Raw genomic sequence first — 4,100 nt, forward strand, 5'->3', positions numbered from 1 at the left:
AATATTCACGCCAAGTGTACTTCGATGTGCAATTACAGCACCTATCAATATATAAATTTATAAATATCAAAAACTTATAATATGGGTTCAAACCCCTAGTGGGGAAGCAAACTCAATAGGTCATTCAAATTAAATGCATCATGCCTACTCAATATGATTAATATTGCTCACCTAAGCCTAATCATAGCGTCTTATTAAAATCAATATAATGCATACTATGATGATAATAACTATTATATTGCAATGGTAATCATTTTTACGCACAATGGCTCATTAATAATCGTTTGAGTAATTAATGATAAGTATCGATACATCAGACTCTATTGGCGCAGCATGGCTAATCAGTTATGCCAGCATAGAACTGGCTTTCCCTTTATATATTAGTAGTAGTATTGGTGGGCGTCGGCAAACTTATAAAGACGGTAACTTTACGCATAATGTTTATCAGGAATCGGCGCGTCCACTGGGTAATATAATCGCTCACTTACAGTTTCACTTGCGCCATGAGGTGTTAAGTTTAGAGCTGTTAGTCCAGTTATTTGAGCAAATAGGGTCCGATGATGTACAGGCATGGGTAAATAATGAACCGACTGGGCGTTATGCACGTAGAACGGCATTCTTATATGAATGGCTCATGGATAATTGCTTAGAAGTGCCGAGCAATTTGGGCGGTAACTATGTAGATGCCATTGATGCCAAAAAGCTGGTCACATCAAGCGCTGAGCATGTCATCAAAAATGCTCGATGGCGTATCAATGACAACCTAGCAGGGACACGCGATTTTTGTCCAATGCTGGTTAAAACTGAGGCTTTTATGCAAGCAGCAGAGCTTGATATTGCTACTATGGTCGAGAAGCTTAACGATGAATTTGGTCAAGATTTACTCATGCGGGCATCAGTATGGATGACACTACGAGAGAGCAAAGCCAGTTTTGTAATAGAAGGTGAGGGGAGAGAGTTAAAGCGTATTGAACGTTTCGCTGATGTTATGGCAAGGCGTACAGGCGAAGGCAATATTCCGCTTGATCCTGCGCAGCTAGCAGAATTACAACAAGAGATACTTGGTAGCAAAACGGTCATTCAGCAATACGGTCTCCGCCAATCCCCTGTTTTTGTGTCTCATACTCAAGTGAATGGCTTTAAAGAGATTGTTCACTATATCGCACCTCCTTCGGATGATATTGCTTGTAAATTGCAAGGACTTCAGGCCTTCATGGAAAAAACTCGAGGGCAATCTGCCCTGATACGTAGTGCCGTTGCATCCTTTGCTTTTGTATATATTCACCCTCTAGCAGATGGTAATGGCAGGGTACATCGCTTTTTGATTAATGATGTATTAAGACGAGACAAGGTGATCCATAAGCCTATTATTTTACCCATCTCTCAAGCCATTGCTGAGCATCCCTCAGATCGCCATGCCTATGATAAAATTCTGGATAGTGTTTCTGTACCGCTAATGAAAAAAATCCACGATCATTATGACTTTGACAAACAGGCGCTTACCTATCCAGATGGTATTCGCTCAAATTTAAACTTTGAAAGTAATCATCTCATTCAGCCTGCATGGCGATTTATGGACTTGTCGCCTCACGTTCAATATTTATCTGGATTAATTGCGCATGTTATTGAAAATGATATGCATAAAGAGTCACAGTATCTTAGACAACATGACAATGCGCGCAAGGCGATAAAAGAGATTTTAGAGATGCCAAATAGCTATGCAGATAGAATTATTCGCAGTATCTTACAAAATAGAGGAGCTAAGAGTAATAAGCTACTCAAGGATTATCCGTTTTTGACAAACGATGAAGTTTGGGATGACATTCTCTCTGTTGTTGTGGAAATTTTCAAAAATGAGGCCGATAGTTTAGATATTTAGCTGAATATCCCTTAATATCAGTCAGATAGCGCGTTATTTTTTCTAAAGGCTGATTTTGCATTCTGACAGAGGTAGTCGGTACTGTAATGATGCATAGAACAATACTATCAAACAGTTTAGCTTTAAATTTTCAATGAGCTAATTTATTGTCACTACTTTAAGCAAATGGATTTTGTTTTATAGCCCTATATTTTATTTTGAGGGATTTTTGGCAATGATAAAGGTTGAATTTCTGAGGCAGGTACAAAGGAGGTAATTGAATGTCCTGGGCTATAATGCTTACCCAAATACTTCTACCCCTGTTACTGCTGGCTTGGCTGGTACTTTTCCCGGCGGCAGGCAGGCTTTCCTGGGGACTCCAACTGGTTTCGGTCGGTGCTGTTTTGGCGGGTCTCTGGCTCACGGCTTTGTGGACAATGCCACCGTTCTGGATGCCTTACTTATACGGGCTGGTTCTGGTGATTATCGCTATCAGGCGCTGGGTGAGGGCCCCGGTTCCAGGTCAAAGGCTGTGGCAGGCGTCAGGTGCAAATTCCATCGCTATCTTGTTGGTGTCTGGGCTTGGTCTAGTGGGCTCTTATATGACTTATCAAGCGATAAAGGGACAACTATTGCCTGAAGGTAAGGTTGCTGACATTGCTTCCCCATTTCCATCAGGACAGTACCTCGTCGCACATGGCGGTTCCACCCAGATGGTCAATGTCCATCTCAAAACACTCGATGAGTCTGTTGAGCGCTTTCGGCCTTGGCGGGGGCAGAGTAGAGCTCTGGATATTTTCCGCCTAACGCCGCTGGGGCTGCATAAAGAAGGATGGCAGCCGACGGATCCAGCGAAGTATGTGACGTTTGGTACGCCAGTACTGGCACCATGCCGAGGTGAGGTCGCCAAGGTGATCGACGTGCATCCGGACATGACAGTGCCAAAAATGGACCGTGTTAATCTTCCCGGTAACTATGTTGCCATCGATTGTGGCGACTATTTTGTGATTCTTGCTCATCTTCGTAGTGGAAGTATCACCGTTTCTGCGGGAGATCGAATAGAAGTGGGCGATGCTTTAGGGGAAATGGGCAACTCAGGGAACAGCTCACAGCCGCATCTACACCTGCATGCCCAGCGAAATCTGCCAAAAGATGCACCGCTGGGCGGTGAGCCTATGTGGCTGACCATCAATGGTCGATTCCTCACGCGTAACGATCGTATTCATGTAAATATCGTTGCGGCAGCTGATTGAGAGCCTTGGCTATGCTGATGGCAAGCACGGTTCGTGAAGTAAGCCATCAAGCTATTACGACTGGATGAATCGTAATATCAGTGAGCAGCATATCCATCACAACCAGTGTGAGCTGTTGGTTAGAGTGGTACATGCAAAACAAACAGCGCTATGGTATGGTTAGAATCCTTAAAGAACACGGCATCAAATGCCGTCACCATAAACGTTTTAAAGTCACCACAACTCAAAACTTCCTCGATCAGAAATCTGATACCAATCAACCTAACAAAGCTTGGGTCAGTGACATTACCTAAGTATGGACAGCGGAAAGTTAGTTATACCTAGCCGGAGTCAAAGATTTTTATACTGAAGAGCTTATCGGTTATGCTATTAAAATTATTTAGACTGGTATAAGTAACACATATTATAGTCGAGCTGTGATCAGTCAAAATCATCAGGTCTGTATTCGATACAGATTCTATTTAACATATGCGTACCTAAAATTAGGTTCACGAGTTAAAAGAGATAATTGCCTAGTAAAAATAATGCTCTATAGTGAAGAGAAAAATAAATGGTTCATGAACCTTAATATCTGACACAGCCTGAGTACAACAACCCTCATTTAAACTGTTTGAAGTCTCAACTGAGACACCTATGAGCTATGTTGATAATACCGTAGAAAATAATCTAGGAATTTTTAATCAGACAGCTGAATGACACCTTGCTGTTGCTCATATTTACCAGCCCAGTACATCAAGTATGAACCTAAATAAAAGCGGTTATCATTGTCTTTAGAAATGACATACTTGGCCAATAGGTTTTGAAAAATATCGTGTGTTGAGCTCTTTGGCAACATGAGCTGTCACCAAACGTTGTGTGTTATGAATAATCAATAAATAAAAAGAAAAGAGAATGATAATAACAATTAAAGTAAGAAGAAGGGTTGCAAAGTATAAAGCTCTGTTCTTATAATCAGGTCTCGCATACTGAAATGTTGTTCGGCATACTGA

The 4,100-nt window shown here is 41.7% G+C and carries 3 protein-coding genes and 1 pseudogene; 3 read left to right on the forward strand and 1 reads right to left on the reverse strand.

What is annotated here, in order from left to right:
• Nucleotides 1–295 precede the first annotated feature (295 nt).
• The 3 genes and pseudogenes from VLN09_RS06025 to VLN09_RS06035 all read left to right on the forward strand — a co-directional run.
• Nucleotides 296–1,879, forward strand: coding sequence for a Fic family protein (locus VLN09_RS06025; protein ID WP_325244643.1), 1,584 nt, complete (start codon nt 296–298; stop codon nt 1,877–1,879).
• A 482-nt stretch (nt 1,880–2,361) separates the two neighbouring features.
• On the forward strand, nt 2,362–3,111 hold the full coding sequence (locus tag VLN09_RS06030; protein WP_325244645.1) for a M23 family metallopeptidase: 750 nt from the start codon (nt 2,362–2,364) through the stop codon (nt 3,109–3,111).
• A gap of 40 nt (nt 3,112–3,151) precedes the next feature.
• Nucleotides 3,152–3,422: pseudogene (locus VLN09_RS06035) on the forward strand (IS3 family transposase); the annotation flags it as partial.
• Nucleotides 3,423–3,787: 365 nt separating this feature from the next.
• On the opposite strand, the gene VLN09_RS06040 reads toward VLN09_RS06035, so the two are convergent.
• Nucleotides 3,788–3,946, reverse strand: coding sequence for a hypothetical protein (locus VLN09_RS06040; protein ID WP_325244647.1), 159 nt, complete (start codon nt 3,944–3,946; stop codon nt 3,788–3,790).
• Nucleotides 3,947–4,100 lie beyond the last annotated feature (154 nt).

The organism is Psychrobacter sp., assembly GCF_035469765.1.
Taxonomy (GTDB): Bacteria; Pseudomonadota; Gammaproteobacteria; order Pseudomonadales; family Moraxellaceae; genus Psychrobacter.